Consider the following 14,764-nt stretch of genomic DNA (forward strand, 5'->3'; position numbering starts at 1 on the left):
CCGCCTGCGAACAGGGGCCGGCCCTGACCGATCAGGCCGGTTTCACCTGATAGGGGTGCAGCGCGCCGCTGACATTGGGCGTCACGCTCAGCCCGGTGCGATGCACGATGGGCTGCACATACTGGATCAGCGGAATGACATAGCCTTCCTCGGCGATGTATTTGTCGACCTCTTTCCAGCCCGCGATGCGTGCCTCTTCATTCGCCTCGCCCCACAGCGGCGCGATCTTCTCGATCAGGTCGGGCGTGTCCCACACCGAATGCGGCGAGGGGCCGAACATGGCAAAGCCGGTCGAGGTGGCCGGATCGCCCACCGAGTTGCCCCAGTTGTAGAAGGCCGCCGGGGCCAGTTGATCGGCCGCGCGCAGTTCATAGTGCTTGGCGATCTCGTAAACCTCGATCTCGGCCTCGATGCCGACCCGGCGCCACAGCCCGACGATGGCCTGGATCATCTCGTAATCCTTGGGCTTGAAGCCGCGCGTCGTCTGGATGGTGAATTTCACCGGGTTATCAGGTCCATAGCCCGAGGCCGCGAGTAGCTCCTTAGCCTTTTCCGGGTCATAGGGCACCTTGATCGAGGCGTCATAGGCCGCGTATTCCGGCGTTTGCAGCGTGTCGATCGGCACGCCATAGCCCGACAGCAGCCGGTCGACGATCAGCGACTTGTCGATGGCATGGGCGGCGGCAAGGCGCACGTTCTTGTCGGTCATCACCTCGATATCGTTCAGGAAAATCATGCCGATATCGCTGACCGGGGTGGTCACGCCCTCCAGCCCGTCTTTGGCGGTCAGGCGGTCATATTCCTCATAGGGGATTTCCAGCGTGATGTCGGACGCGCCGCTTTCAATCTCGGCCACGCGTGACGAGGCGTCGGTGACGAACTTCAGCGTCACGGTGTCGAACGCCGGGGCGCCGCCCCAATAGTCGGGGTTGGCTTTCAGCCGCAGGTAGGCGTTGCGCTCGAACTTGTCGACCATATAGGGCCCGGTCCCGATGGGCGCGGCCTCGAACCCTTCGGCGCCGACCTTTTCGTAATAGGCCTTGGGCAGCACATAGCCGGTCAGGAAGCCCATCCACTTGAACAGGGTGGGTTCGAATTCGATCACGTCGGCGGTGATGACATTGCCGTCGATGGCAAAGTTGCCGATCTTGGACCAGACGAACTGAATCGGGTTGCCCGTGTCGGCAGCACCTGCGCGTTCCAGCGACCAGACGACATCTTCGGCCGTGAAATCCGACCCGTCGTGCCATTTCACCCCGTCGCGCACCACCATGCGGATGCGGGTGTTGTCATCGGTCCAGCCCCATTCGGTGATCAATCCGCCAGTAAAGCTCAGGTCGGGTTCCTGATTGATGTATTGATCAAAGACCGACTGATAGATGCCCTGAATCGTCGGGTTCACCGCCGAAGGGCCGACCGTGGGGTCGAAGGACGGCAGGTTGACGTTATAGGCGATGGTCAGTTCGCCCGACTGCGCGCGCGCGCCGTTCGGCAAACCCAGCGCGCCAAAGCCAAGCCCGGCGATCCCATAGCCCATGAGGGCCCGTCTGGTGAGTGTCATGAAAACCTCCTGTGTCTATCCGTGGGTGCCCATGGCGGGCGGCGGACTGTTGGAATATGCGCGGCGATTTTTCGCCGTCTCGTATGTAGGTTCGATAGTTGCTTTAAGCCTGAAACTTGTCAATGCATATATATTTGCCGCGCCGTGCGCGGCCTATTTTGCCAGCTGGTTTGCCAGCATTGTGCCCGATCCTGCGCCCACTCCGGCTCCGGGCCACGTGCCCGCGCCCACAAGGTGCAAGCGCTTGATCGGCGTAGACCAGTCTGCATGACCAGGGGCCGGTCGGAAAAGGAAATTCTGCGAAATGTGGTGGCTGCCGCATATCTGGTCACCTCCAACAAGGTTCGGGTTGTCCTGTTCCAGATCGGCAGGGGACATGACGGCCTGGCCAAGGATTTTGCCGCGGATGCCAGGGGCATAGCTGTCGAGGATGTCGAGGATTCGCTTGGCAAAGGATGCCTTTGCGCCATCCCAGTCGCGCGCGTCGATCTGACCGGCAGCATCGCCCAGGATCGTGCCCGGCGCCATGCGGGCCTGCACCCAAAGCGTGTGTTTGCCTTTCGGGGCGCGGGTGGAATCAACTGTCGTGGGCTGGCCTACCACCAGCACCGGCTGGCGCGGCAACAGCCCCGCCGTGGCCTCGGCGTAGGCGGTCGTCATTGTGTGCATGTCGGGCGCCAGATGCACATAGGCAAAGCGCTTCAGCTCGTCCCCGGCGGCCCAATCAGGCAGGCTATCCAGCGCAAGATGCAGCATGAAGGTGCCCGGTGCGTGGCGAAATTTGCCCATGGCGCGATCATATCGGGCGTTGCCCGTGCTGCCGCCCAGCAGGCGCGGAATGGCACCCGGAGCCGTGTTTGCGATCACCGCCTTTGCGGCGTCGATCCGGCGCCCGTCGGCCAGCTCGACCCCGCTGGCGACCCCATTGGTTTCAATGATTCGCGTAACTGTCTGATTGCATTCAATCTTGCCGCGATAGGCTTCTATGGTGCCGGTCAGGGCATTGATCATCGTGTCGGCCCCGCCACGCCCGATCACCATTCCAAAGCTTTGGTTCGCCATGCCTTCAAGATAGGGAAACAAAGCGCCGCCCGCCTGATCTGGCGGGAAATCCAGATGCATCCCCCAGGCGGCCAGCATGGCCCTGACGCGCGGGCTTTCAAAGTTCTCTTCAAGAAAGGCGCGCGGCGATTTGGTCATCAGATGGGCCGTATCGCGCAGGAATTCAGTGCCGCGCGCGCGCCAGATGCCATAAGCCGTCCGCGCCAGGCGCCAGGGTGTCATTGGCGTGCCAAGCACGGAAAAGATGTGAGGCGCGTCTTGTGCGAATCCGGCCACCATCGCCTGCCACGTCTCGGCGTCCCGGCGTGAGAACCCGGCAATCCTGGCCGACGTCAGCGCCAGATCGGTCGACACACCCAGCCACCGGCCATCTGGGAAGGCAGATGCGAAACAATGCTTTACGGGCACGAACTCAAGCCCATGCCGCGCCAATTCCTCCCCGTGCTGCGAATTGAACCCGGACCCGGCGAACAGCGAAAGGTTCATCGCGCCGATGTCGTGGCGAAAGCCGGGTTGCGTCAACTCTCGCGTTTTGACGGCACCGCCGGGTTGGTCGGATTGTTCAAAGACCTGAACGCTCCACCCCTTCATCGCCAGATGGGCGGCCGCCGCCAGCCCATTGTGCCCGGCGCCGATCACCACCGCATCAACCATAACCTGATCCCTGTTTGTCGTCTTGTTGTTCACAAGATATTTGCAGGTTCATATATTTTTGTCTACGCTCCTGAAAAAAGCACACAACAGGAGATGGTGATGGCGACGGCCGAACTTTTGAAGGAACTGGGAACGCAGCTTTTGTCGAAACAGATCGAAGTGGTCGATCTGACAGGGACACTGGGGCCGAACACGCCCATTCTGCAATTGCCCGAGGATTTCGCGAAAAACACGCCCAAGGTCGAGATTCACAAGATCAGCGAATATGACGAAGACGGCCCGTTCTTTGCGTGGAACTGGATGGTTCTGGGCGAGCACACCGGAACCCATTTCGATGCGCCGCACCATTGGATCACCGGCAAGGATTACGAGGACGGCTATACCGACACGCTGGATTTGTCGCGCGTTGTGGCGCCGGTGAACGTGATCGACTGTTCCGCGCAATCGGCCGAGGACCCTGATTTTCTACTGACAGCCGAAGGGGTTAAGGCGTGGGAGACCGAGCACGGCGAAATTGGCGCAGGCGAGTGGGTCGTGATGCGCAGCGACTGGGACAAACGCGCCGATGACGAGGCCGCATTCCTGAATGCGGACGAAACCGGGCCGCATTCGCCCGGGCCCACGCCCGACTGCATCCAGTACCTGATGGACAAGAAGATCGTCGGTTGGGGCAGCCAGTGCATTGGCACCGATGCCGGTCAGGCTGGCGGGATGGAGCCGCCGTTCCCCGCGCATAACCTGTTGCACCTAAACAATTGTTTTGGTCTCGCTTCGCTTGCTAACCTCGACAAGCTGCCGCCGAAAGGCGCGATCATGATCTGCGCGCCGCTGAAGATTCAGAAGGGCACCGGCAGCCCGATCCGCGCGCTTGCGCTGGTGGCGCGCTGAACGTCATGGCGGGCGGCTATGACGTTGCCATCATCGGCAGCGGGATCAACGCGCTTGTCTGCGCGGCGCTTCTAGGCAAGCGCGGCAAGCGTGTATTGGTGTTGGAACGCAATGATCAGTTGGGCGGGTGCCTGCGGACCGAGGCGCTGACCGCGCCCGGTTTCCTGCATGACGTGATGGCGACCACCTTTGTGCTGTTTCGCGTCGGCCCCGCCAATGCCGCTCTGGGCGAAGACCTGGCGCGTCATGGTGTGGAATTCTGCGACACCGACGCGCCAACGGCGGTTCTGCGCCCCGATGGCTCGGCCGCGATACTGCACATGGATCGCGCGAAGAACATGGCCATGTTCGAGGGGTTGGCGCAGGGCGACAGCGCTGGTTTTGCCAATGCGGCCGATGACATAGGTGCCAATGCTGATCTGATTTTCGCGCTGCTGGGGCAGGGGCTGTGGACCCGCAAGACGGCCACGTTGCTGGCGCGCGAGGCTTGGCGGCGCGGGCCACGAAACCTGCTGGCGTTTATGGGCGGCGCGCTTGGCACGGCCCGGGGCTGGCTGGAAAGCGATTTCCAATCTGAAACGGCGCGCGCCTTGTTCGCCCCTTGGGTGCTGCACTGCGGTTTGGGTCCGGAATCGGCCTACTCAGCCCAGATGGCGCGGGTGATTGCCTTTACACTGGAAGTGGCTGGTGCGCCTATCATCAAAGGCGGCGCTGCGCGGATGGTCGACGGGCTTCGCGCGATCATCGAAGAAAACGGCGGCTACCTGAGAACCGGGGCAGATGTCGCTGAAATCATGGTGACAAATGGGGCCGCAACCGGCGTCAGGCTGTCGGATGGAGAAGTCGTCAAAGCCGGTAAGGTCGTTGCGTCGGTCACGCCGACGCAGCTCTATGGGCGTTTGGTCGCGCAACCTTCGGAGGCAGCGCAAGAGGCGACTCGGACCTATCAGTACGGCAAGGGCAACTTCCAACTGCACTACGCGCTGAATGCCCCACCAAAGTGGAATGCGCCAGGGCTGGAGAACGTGGCACTGGTGCATCTGACACCCGGATTGGATGGCGTGTCGCGTGCCGCGAACGAGGCTGAGCGGGGCCAGCTACCCGCCGAACCGACGATTTGCGTGGGCCAGCCCACCGCGCTCGATCCTTCGCGCGCGCCAGAGGGGCAGGCCATCCTGTGGTTGCAGATGCCCGAAGCGCCGCGCCACGTCAAAGGCGATGCGGCGGGCAAAATCCCCGTGGGCGATGGCACGTGGACGACCGAGTTGCGCGAGGCCTATGCCAACCGGATCGAAGAGCGGCTGGCGCAGCATATCGACGGGTTTCGCGACACGGTTATCGCCCGGCGGGCCCTGTCGCCCGCAGATCTTGAATTCATGAATATGAACCTAGTTGGCGGCGACCCCTATGGCGGTTACTGCGGGCTGGATCAATTTTTTGCCTGGCGGCCGTTCAAGGGGTCTCGCAACCACGCGACCGAGATCAAGAACCTTCTGCATATAGGGGCTTCCACGCATCCCGGCCCCGGTTTGGGCGCGGGATCTGGCGTTCTTGCTTCCGGGGCGATCCGTTAGCGGCCACAGGGCTTGCCAAGGCACCCCGGAATGATGAATATATGCATATGAATACAATTGTGAGCAACCTGAGGGGCGCCAATGGCTGAAAGATCGTTCAAAAAAGAGGTTGAACAGCTGCGTATCGGCGCCGGGCGGGTCTTTCGCGGCGAAGGCATTCTGGCAATCACGAAGGCACTGCTTGAGAACGGTGTCGGCTATGTCGGCGGCTATCAAGGCGCGCCGATCAGCCATCTGATGGACGTTCTGGCCGATGCCGAAGACCTGATGGGCGAGCTTGGCGTGCGGTTCGAGGCCAACGCCTCGGAGGCGGCCGCAACGGCGATGCTGGCGGCATCTGTGCATTACCCGATTCGCGGGGCCGTCACATTCAAAGGGCCAGTCGGGGCGAACGTGGCTTCGGATGCGCTTGCCAACCTGGCTTCGGGCGGGGTGACGGGCGGCGCGCTGATTATCGTGGGCGAGGATTACGGCGAAGGATCGTCGATCATGCAGGAGCGCAGCCACGCCTTTGCGACGAAATCGCAGGTCTGGCTGCTGGATCCGCGCCCCAATCTGCCCTCGCTGACGCAAGCGGTGCGGCATGGGTTTGAACTGTCCGAGGCGTCGAACACGCCGGTGATGATGCTGATGCGGATCCGCAGCTGCCACGTTCATGGCGCGTTTGATGCGGGGGATAACATGGCGCCACCACTAACGGTGCGCGATGCCTTGGCCAATCCGAACCGTAATACCGACCGGATCGTTTTGCCGCCGTTTTCGTATATTCACGAACAGGAAAAAATCAACAAACGCCTGCCGCAGGCGATAGAATACATCAAGAAACATGCACTGAACGAACATTTCGGCCCTGAGGGTGGGAAAGTCGGCATCGCCGTGCAGGGCGGCATGTACAATGGGCTGATCCGGGCGCTGCAACGGCTGGGACTGGCCGATGTACATGGCGAAAGCCAGCTGCCGATCTACGTCATGAACGTCGCCTATCCGATTGTCGAAGATCAGTTTATCGAGTTTTGCACAGGCAAGGATGCGGTGCTGATCGTGGAAGAGGGCCAGCCCGATTACCTGGAACAGGCGCTGCGCGCGGTGCTGCACAAGGCCGACATCCGCGATGTGAGGATTTCCGGCAAGGACGTGCTGCCCATGGCGGGCGAATACACCGGCCGCGTCATGTTGGAGGGGGTCGAGGGGTTCCTGCGCAAACATGCCTCGGACCTGCTGCCGCCCCAGACGCGGGCCCCGAACCGCCCGGACGAGGCCGCCGAGATTCCCGACCTGACCAAGGTGGTGCCGATGCGCCCGCCGGGGTTCTGCACGGGGTGCCCGGAACGGCCGATCTTTGCCGCGATGAAGCTGGTCGAGGAGGAACTGGGCCAGCATCAGGTCGCCTGTGACATCGGCTGCCACCTGTTCTCGATCATGCCGCCTTTCCATATCGGCGGCACGACAATGGGGTTCGGCCTTGGCCCGGCCTCGAACGCGGCCTTTGACGGCGGCGGTGAAAAGCGCCCGATCTCGATTATTGGCGACGGCGGATTCTGGCACAACGGGCTGAGTTCATCCATCGGCAACGCGGTCTTCAACAAGTCCGACGGCGTGACCATCGTGGTCGACAACTACTATTCCGCGGCCACGGGGGGGCAGGATATCCTGTCAAGCCGGGCAACGAATGACACCAAGGCCACCAACAATTCGATCGCCGGTGCGGTCAAAGGCGTCGGCGTCGAGTGGGTGCGTGAGATTGACCGCACCTATGACGTGAAAAAGGTGCGCGACACGCTGAAAGAGGCGCTGACCACCGATCACAAGGGCCCCAAGGTCATCGTTGCGTCCTCGGAGTGCATGTTGAACAAGCAGCGCCGCGAACGCCCGCTGATGGCGGCGGCGATCAAGGAAGGGCGGCGGGTGGAAAAGCCCAAGTTCGGCGTGGATGACGACATCTGCACCGGCGATCACGCCTGTATGCGGCTGTCGGGGTGCCCCTCGCTGACGCTGAAAATGCCTGACGATCCGCTGCGCGACGACCCGATTGCCCATATCGACCAGTCCTGCGTGGGCTGCGGCAACTGTGGCGAGGTGGCGGATACCGCCGTGTTGTGCCCGTCGTTCTACCGCGCTGATCTGGTTCACAATCCGTCGGTGTTCGAACGCTGGTGGGCCGGCGTGAACCGGCGCGCGATTGGCTGGCTGCAGGACAGGCGCGCGAAACGGCGGCTGACCTGGGCCCCCGCGATGAAGCCTGCGGAATGAACGCGCCCGTGTTGCCACAGGGCACCCGCGATGCGCGGGTGGACCAGATCATCAAACTTGCCGTGCTGGCCGTTGGCGGGCAGGGGGGCGGCGTGCTCTCGGGCTGGATCGTATCGGTGGCCGAGGCCAACGGCTATGTCGCGCAATCGACCTCGGTCGCCGGGGTGGCGCAGCGCACCGGGGCCACGATCTATTACATCGAGATGATGCCAGAGGGTGAAAAGTCGCCCGTCTTCGCGCTGGCCCCGGCCGAGGGCGACGTGGACATCCTGATCGCGGCCGAGATGATGGAGGCGGGCCGCGCCATCATGCGCGGTTTCGTGACGCCCGACCAGACGACGCTGATCGGCTCGACCCATCGCAACCTTGCGACGGTCGAAAAGGTGGTGCCGGGCAGCGGGATCACCGACAGCAATCAGGTCCGCAAGGCTGCCGCCGCCGCCGCGCGCGAGTTCATCGCCTTTGATATGGAGGCAATGGCGCTGAAGGCCGGTTCGGTGATTTCGGCCAGCCTGTTCGGCGCATTGGCAGGGTCTGGCACGCTGCCGTTTCCGGTGGAAACCTACCGCGACACCATCCGCGCCTCGGGCCGTGGAGTGGAGAAATCGCTGGCGGCCTTCGATCTGGCCTATACTGCCGCTCAGGCGCGCGAAACCGATGCGGCGCCTGCGCCCAGAGCTTCGGCGCCCGATCACGTGAATGGGCCCGCGCGCATGGTGCAGGAATTGAACAACCTGCACAACCGCGTTGCTGCGCTGCCGGAGCCTGCACAGCAGATGGCGCAGGCCGGGCTGCGCAAGGTGGTGGATTATCAGGATCTGGCCTATGGCGCGGCCTATCTGGACCGGCTGGGGGCCATTGCGCAGGCCGACACGCAGGCGGGTGGCGCGGATCACGGGTATGAGTTCACGATGACCGCAGCCAAATACCTTGCCAATGCACTGTGCTACGATGACATTCTGCGCGTGGCCGACCTGAAAACACGCGCGGGCCGCTTTGACCGTGTCGACGCCGAGGTGGGGGCCAATCCCGACACGCTGGTGCAGCTCACCGAATACGTCCATCCCGGCGCCGCCGAATTTGTCAGCCTGATGCCTGCCGGTTTGGGCGCTTGGACGGAACGTCGCCCCGGGTTGATGCGCGCCATCGACCGTGTGGTGAACCGGGGGCGGCGGATGCGGTCTGACAGGCTGTGGTCGTTCATGATGCTGTACCTGATGGGCGGCGCGCGGCGCTGGCGTCGCGGGATGCTGAGGCACCGCAACGAGATGGCGCACATCGACAGCTGGCTTGATCTGGCGCTAGGCCGACTAAGCGGCGATTACCGCTTAGCCACCGAGACGCTGAAAACCCGGCGTCTGATCAAGGGCTACAGCGACACTCACGCGCGTGGGCTGGCGAAATTCGACAAGGTGATCGCGGGGTCGATGCTGGTCGAAGGGCGCGAGGATGCCGCCGATTGGGTCGCCCGGCTGATCGCCGCCGCGCTGGCCGATCCCGAGGGCAAGGCGCTGGATGGCGCGTTGGAGACGATCCGCAGCTTCACAACCGCGGGAACCGCTTGAGAGACTTGACAGTCTTTCTTTGGGCCTTGAAATTTTAAGCTTGAAATGTTTTGCGGAGCCGGGTGAAATCCGGCCATCGTTTCAGGAGGAGCCAACATGCCCACGATCACAGTTCATCCCGAGGGCTGGAAGCCCGCCAAGGGCTATGCAAACGGCATGGTGGCCGAGGGCCGCGTCCTGTTCGTGGGCGGTCAGATCGGCTGGACCGCCGATCAGGTGTTTGAGGCGCAGGATTTCATCGGCCAGATGGTTCAGGCGCTGAAGAACATTCGAGACGTGGTGGAAGCCGCCGGCGGATCGGTGGCCGATATCGTTCGGCTGACGTGGTACGTGACCGACAAGGCCGAATATGTCGCCAATCAGGGCAAGGTGGGTGCGGCCTATCGCGACGTGATGGGCTATCATTTCCCGGCGATGACAATGGTTGTCGTCTCGGCGCTGGTCGAGGACGAGGCTAAGGTTGAAATTGAGGCGACTGCCGTTCTGGCCCCGCTGACCGACCCGGAAAAGGGGCGATAAGGCGCGCGATCATGGCTGTAGATTTCTTTCTCGATATCCCGATAAGCTTTGGTCATTGCGACCCCGCTGGCATCGTCTTCTACCCGAACTACTACCGGTGGTTCGATCGCTGCTTTCACACCTTTCTGCAGGAACGGGGCGGCGGCCACCGGGCGCTGTGCGCCAAGCTGGACGCGCGGGGAATCGGGCTGATGGACAGCGGCGCGCGGTTCCCGGCCCCTGCGTCCGAGGGCGATCTGATGACACTGTCGATGACCATCGCGGAATGGGGCAGCAAGACGCTGCGTCTGGCCTACGAGGGGCAGGTAAGCGGACGCACTGTTGTCGAAGGCTTCGAGGTACGCGGCATGTTCGTAGAACGCGACGGGCGGCTGCGCGCGGGCGATATGGCCGAGCTGCGGGCGGCTTTGTCGGGCGTTTGATGTACCGTCGATTTTCCCGCGCGACAATAGTTGACAATATCACTCAGGTTAAGATAGCTCAAGGCTACAACGTGTAGCCAGCCAGATGCCCGTCAGCACGTCACCTCAATCCTTTGAAGGAGACGTCTCATGGCTTCGACCCTTTCGATCAACGCTTCCGCCTTTTCATCCGGCGGATATGACACGCGCAGCTTTTTCGCGGAATTCTTTGCCGGCCTTGCCGCCGATTCGATGACCTATTTCGGTGGCACGCCCGACAGCGCCTACGGCGGCACCTACTATGTGAACGGCTCGCAGGTGGTGGCGCGCTATACCGAAGGCGAAGACGATGGCGCACCGCTGGCGGATGCGGCGGTGATCGTGGATGGCACAGATCTTGCCTATGATTTCATTCACAACGGCGCGGCATACGGGCACGGGATTTCCGGTGAAATCGACAGTCTGAATTTTGGCGCATGGGGCGCTGGCACCACAGGCACAGAAGGTACGGGCGATGCCGGCCGCGTGTCGGACTTTGACACAGGGCTGTATATCGAAGGCTTCGACATCAGCGCGGCTGTCGGCAGCGGGTCGGACGCGGAAACCAATCCGGTTTACGCGCTATACAAGATGGTTCAGACTCTGGATGCCGACGGTCTGAACGAACTCCTGGCAGACTATGCCCTTGAAATCACAGGCAGCGCACAGCGCGATGTGCTGTTCGGGTCTGACTATGATGACGTCCTGATGGGCGGTGGCGGACGTGACCGGTTGGTTGGCGGAGCGGGCGACGACATCCTCGTTGGCGGCAGCGGCAACGATGTGCTGAATGGCGGATCGGGCTGGGATGTTCTGACCGGAGGCGCGGGAAATGACACGCTGCGGGGCGGCGGTGGCCGGGACGTACTGAAGGGCGGCGATGGCGATGATATTCTTAACGGCGGCGCCGGTCGCGACCGGCTGACCGGCGGCGAAGGGGCCGATACCTTCGTGATGACGCCCAACGCAGGCTTCGACATCATCACCGATTTCGACGGCACCGAGGATGTCATCGATGTCACCGCGCTTGGCCTGGACGGCGTGGCCGATTTCACCGTCAGCGACGTGGCGAAGGGCACGCTTCTGGTGGCCGCAGATGTGAGCATTCAACTGAACGGTGTCGCGAGCGCCGATCTGACCGACGATTTCTTCGTCTTCTGAAGCTCATCCCGCGCGGACTGCCTTGGCAGCCGCGCTGCGCGGTCTGCTTCGGCGGGCCGCGCCTCGCGGTTCGCCCTCGGGCCGCGTGACCTTTTTCCGCCTGACCGGTTCTGACACATGCGTTGTTCCCTGATCGCCTTATGCGCCGGCCTGCCGATGGCAGCCCCTGTGGTCGCGCAGGATCTGATCGAGTTGGATCCGATTTCGGTCGAAGCCGAAGCGGATCAGGACGTTCCCCCAACCACGGCCGTGATCTCTGCCGAACAGATGGAGACCCAGTATCAGGGCGCGCCGCTGGGCACGGTGCTGCGGGGCACCGCTGGCGTGACCGTACAGGGCGGCAGTGTCGGCGGCGGCGAGATGACGATCAACATTCGCGGGTTGCAGGAACAGGGCCGCATCGCCGTGACGGTGGATGGCATGCGGGAAAATTTCGCCCGCGCGGGGCACAGCGCCAACGGCAGCTTTTCCGTCGATAACGAGATGCTGCGCGAAGTTCAGGTGTCGCGCGGGCCGGGCGCCAAAGCCGGGGCCATCGGCGGTGCCGTCAACATGCGCCGGGTGCGGGCGGACGATCTGCTGAGCGCGGGCGGGGCGACGGGCGGTGAATTTCGCCTGCGCTATGGCAGCGATTTCCACACGCCCACCGTGCATGGTGCCTTGGCCACCCGGCTGGGCGCGGCCAGCGATGTGGCGCTGGCCTTTACCCGCGCGCAGGTCGATGATTACCACGCGCCCGATGGCACGCAGGTCTATGCGGCGCAGTTGAAACGCTCGCTTCTGGCCACGCTGGCGACAACGACCGAAGCGGGTAACCGCCTGTCCTTTACCGCCAGCCAGCTGTCGCAGGACTATATCACCGGCCAATTCGCCGGAACGCCGCGCGACAACGATCTGCGCAAGCGCGATTACCGGTTCGGCTATGAGGCCGCTGACATCGGCGGCTGGGCGCTGGATGCCTCGGTCTACCAGATCACCACCGACGTGACCCAGCGCGCCTTGCCCCCGCTGGCCCCGGAAACCCGCAGCTATACCACCCAAACCCGGGGCGCGCTGATCGAGGCCGCGCGCACGTTTGTCTGGGGCGGGCGCACGCATGATATTGCGTTTACTCTGGACACCTTCCGCGATTCAGTCGTGGCGAATGACCCGTCGGGCAGCCTGACGCCTTCGGGATCGCGCAGCTTTCTTTCACTGGCGGCAACCGATCGGATCGCACTGGGGCGTGCGGCTCTGACGCTGGGCTTGTCGGCCGACCTGTACCGCCTGAACAGCCCGGATGGCAGCGCCAGCGGGCAGGGCCTGTCGCCCCGAATGACATTCGAATTTCCTTTGACCGAAGCGACCACACTCCACAGCACGCTGGCGCTGACATACCGCTTTCCGACGCTCAGCGAAGCGCTGGTCAGCGGATTACACCCGGAACCTGCGACCTTCGAGATCCGTCCGAACCCGTCGCTTGGGCCGGAAAAGTCGCTGTCTTTCGATCTGGGCGTTTCACATCTGCGCTCAAACCTGTTCGCGACGGGCGATAGGCTGGATCTGCGGGCCACCGTGTTTCAGAACCGGGTGCGCGATTACATCGGGCTGGAACGCGTTGGCGGGCTGTTCAACAGCTACTACCAATACGCCAACATCAACCGCGTGCGCCTGCGCGGGATCGAACTTGATGCCACCTATACCACCGATGCTTTCTATCTGCAGTTGAGCGGGCAGAAGATGGCCGGGATCAACTTGGATACCCGCGACGAGCTGGAGCGCGTGCCGCCCGACCGGCTGGTGCTGACGGCCGGTCTGCACAGCCGCGACCGGCGCGGCGCATACGGCATCCGCTACACCGCCACGGGCAGCAAGGGCGGCACGATCCCGGCGCAGGCGTGGAACACCGTCGATCTGTTCCTGCACCGCGACATTGGCGACAGCGCGCGCCTGTCGCTGGCGCTGAACAACATCACCGACGAAACCTATACGCCGCATCTGGAAATCCAGCCGGCCCAGGGCGTCAACGCGCAGCTTTCCGTCACGCTTCGGTTCTAGCCCCCCGCCAGGGGCCGGGCGCGGATCAACAGAAGGGAAACCACCATGACGATCACCATCACGCTGACCTCCCCGGGCGCAGGGCTGGGTATCAACTTCAACAAGGGGCTTCGGACGCATTTCAACGGCTACGAGCCGTTTGAACTGCCGATTTTCCTGCCCGAAACCGGAGAGACGCAACAGATTCTGCATCTGGACACCCCGGCCGAGGGGCAAGAGGCTGATACGCGGCTGGTGCTGCTGGAAGGCAGCGATTTTGTCTATACCTTCTCGAACCATTCGGTCAGCGGCACCATAGACTCGATCCGCCTGGGCACACTGGGCGCGGCCTGGGATGAACAAACCGGCGATCTGGCGGTGGACGACGCGGGCCTGGTCTCGGACATGGGCGATTACATCACCCTCAGCGGGCTGAACATCGTGAACCCAGTCGGTGTGAAGGGTGAGGTGCACGACATCGTGCGTGGCATGATGGGCGGCAGTTATGAGGGTGGCAGCGTGGACCCGACGCCCATTTTCGACGTGATCTGGGGCGAAGGCCACGATGTAACCGGTACATCCGGCGACGACCGCTATGCCGGCTCAAAAGTTTCCGATGTGGTGCGCGGCGGCGCGGGCGATGACGTTCTGAAAGGGCGGGGCGGCGCCGATACCATTTTTGGCGGGGCGGGCGATGACCGGATCATCGGTGGCGCAGGCCGCGACACGATGACCGGCGGCACAGGCGCGGATACGTTTGTCTTTGCGGCGGCCAAACATGCCAAGGGCGATGTCATCACCGATTTCCTGCCGCGTCAGGGCGATGTTCTGACGTTCAGGCCGATGGATGCCCGCGAAGACATTGATGGCAACCAGAGGTTCACCCTGATCTGGGACGCCGAGTTCAGCGGTCGTTCGGGCGAACTGCGGGTTTGGACGCGGGGTGGCGATACCTATGTCGCTGGCGACACCGATGGCGATGGCCAGCTGGATTTCCGCCTCATGCTGGAAGGTCGCCCGTCGTTGGATGCGGATGATTTCATCCTGTGACGGGCAGGGCACTCCGGGGGGGCG

The 14,764-nt window shown here is 63.0% G+C and carries 11 protein-coding genes; 9 read left to right on the forward strand and 2 right to left on the reverse strand.

The window, feature by feature from the left end; all coding sequences use genetic code 11:
* Window positions 1–31 precede the first annotated feature (31 nt).
* On the reverse strand, window positions 32–1,561 hold the full coding sequence (locus FGK64_RS09530; RefSeq protein WP_138863576.1) for an ABC transporter substrate-binding protein: 1,530 nt from the start codon (window positions 1,559–1,561) through the stop codon (window positions 32–34).
* 153 nt (window positions 1,562–1,714) lie between these two features.
* Window positions 1,715–3,277: a phytoene desaturase family protein gene (locus tag FGK64_RS09535; RefSeq protein ID WP_138863577.1), complete on the reverse strand. Its 1,563-nt coding sequence runs from the start codon at window positions 3,275–3,277 to the stop codon at window positions 1,715–1,717.
* 99 nt (window positions 3,278–3,376) lie between these two features.
* On the opposite strand from FGK64_RS09535, the gene FGK64_RS09540 reads away from it, so the two are divergent.
* From FGK64_RS09540 to FGK64_RS09580, 9 genes are all read left to right on the forward strand, one after another.
* Window positions 3,377–4,165 carry a cyclase family protein gene (locus FGK64_RS09540; protein WP_138863578.1) on the forward strand — a complete coding sequence of 263 codons (789 nt, stop codon included), beginning with the start codon at window positions 3,377–3,379 and terminating at the stop codon, window positions 4,163–4,165.
* A gap of 5 nt (window positions 4,166–4,170) precedes the next feature.
* Entirely contained in the window at window positions 4,171–5,739 is a 1,569-nt protein-coding gene (locus FGK64_RS09545; RefSeq protein WP_138863579.1) for a phytoene desaturase family protein, read from the forward strand.
* A gap of 81 nt (window positions 5,740–5,820) precedes the next feature.
* A complete protein-coding gene (locus FGK64_RS09550) occupies window positions 5,821–7,989 on the forward strand; it encodes a thiamine pyrophosphate-dependent enzyme (RefSeq protein WP_138863580.1) in 2,169 nt (722 codons plus the stop codon).
* Window positions 7,986–9,554: an indolepyruvate oxidoreductase subunit beta family protein gene (locus FGK64_RS09555; RefSeq protein ID WP_138863581.1), complete on the forward strand. Its 1,569-nt coding sequence runs from the start codon at window positions 7,986–7,988 to the stop codon at window positions 9,552–9,554. Before FGK64_RS09550 ends, FGK64_RS09555 begins: the two co-directional genes overlap by 4 nt.
* Before the next feature lie 96 nt (window positions 9,555–9,650).
* On the forward strand, window positions 9,651–10,073 hold the full coding sequence (locus FGK64_RS09560) for a RidA family protein (protein WP_138863582.1): 423 nt from the start codon (window positions 9,651–9,653) through the stop codon (window positions 10,071–10,073).
* An 11-nt stretch (window positions 10,074–10,084) separates the two neighbouring features.
* Window positions 10,085–10,495 carry an acyl-CoA thioesterase gene (locus FGK64_RS09565; protein ID WP_138863583.1) on the forward strand — a complete coding sequence of 137 codons (411 nt, stop codon included), beginning with the start codon at window positions 10,085–10,087 and terminating at the stop codon, window positions 10,493–10,495.
* 129 nt (window positions 10,496–10,624) lie between these two features.
* Window positions 10,625–11,674: a calcium-binding protein gene (locus FGK64_RS09570; RefSeq protein WP_138863584.1), complete on the forward strand. Its 1,050-nt coding sequence runs from the start codon at window positions 10,625–10,627 to the stop codon at window positions 11,672–11,674.
* A 156-nt stretch (window positions 11,675–11,830) separates the two neighbouring features.
* Window positions 11,831–13,711: a TonB-dependent receptor domain-containing protein gene (locus tag FGK64_RS09575; RefSeq protein ID WP_171054023.1), complete on the forward strand. Its 1,881-nt coding sequence runs from the start codon at window positions 11,831–11,833 to the stop codon at window positions 13,709–13,711.
* Window positions 13,712–13,756: 45 nt separating this feature from the next.
* Window positions 13,757–14,740: a calcium-binding protein gene (locus FGK64_RS09580; protein WP_138863586.1), complete on the forward strand. Its 984-nt coding sequence runs from the start codon at window positions 13,757–13,759 to the stop codon at window positions 14,738–14,740.
* Window positions 14,741–14,764 lie beyond the last annotated feature (24 nt).

Source organism: Arenibacterium halophilum, assembly GCF_005938225.1.
GTDB lineage: Bacteria > Pseudomonadota > Alphaproteobacteria > Rhodobacterales > Rhodobacteraceae > Arenibacterium > Arenibacterium halophilum.